1 protein-coding gene is annotated in these 230 nt (G+C 57.8%); it reads left to right on the top strand.

Annotated features, from left to right (window positions below; translation table 11 throughout):
* Window positions 1-230: aromatic amino acid lyase (locus HWE01_RS22805; RefSeq protein WP_241822982.1), on the top strand; the 230-nt coding region annotated here is incomplete at both ends.

Below are 230 nucleotides of genomic sequence, written 5' to 3'. Positions count from 1 at the left end.
GGTTTGCCCCGCAACCTGATGAGCGGCGTGCGTGGTGTCAACACCGGTTATCCGGTGGTGCAATGTTCGATGAGTTCCCTGGTGATGGAAAATCGTACCCTCTGCATGCCGGGCAGCGTCGACAGCATCCCCTCCAAGGGCAATAGCGAAGATCATATTTCCAATTCGACCTGGTGCGCGCGCAAGGCCATGACGGTGGTGCAGAACACGCAATACATCGTCGGCGTGGA

The organism is Herbaspirillum sp. C7C8 (assembly GCF_022627875.1).
In the GTDB taxonomy this organism is placed as follows: Bacteria; Pseudomonadota; Gammaproteobacteria; order Burkholderiales; family Burkholderiaceae_D; genus Herbaspirillum.
This window is presented reverse-complemented; position numbering and strand designations above follow the sequence as displayed.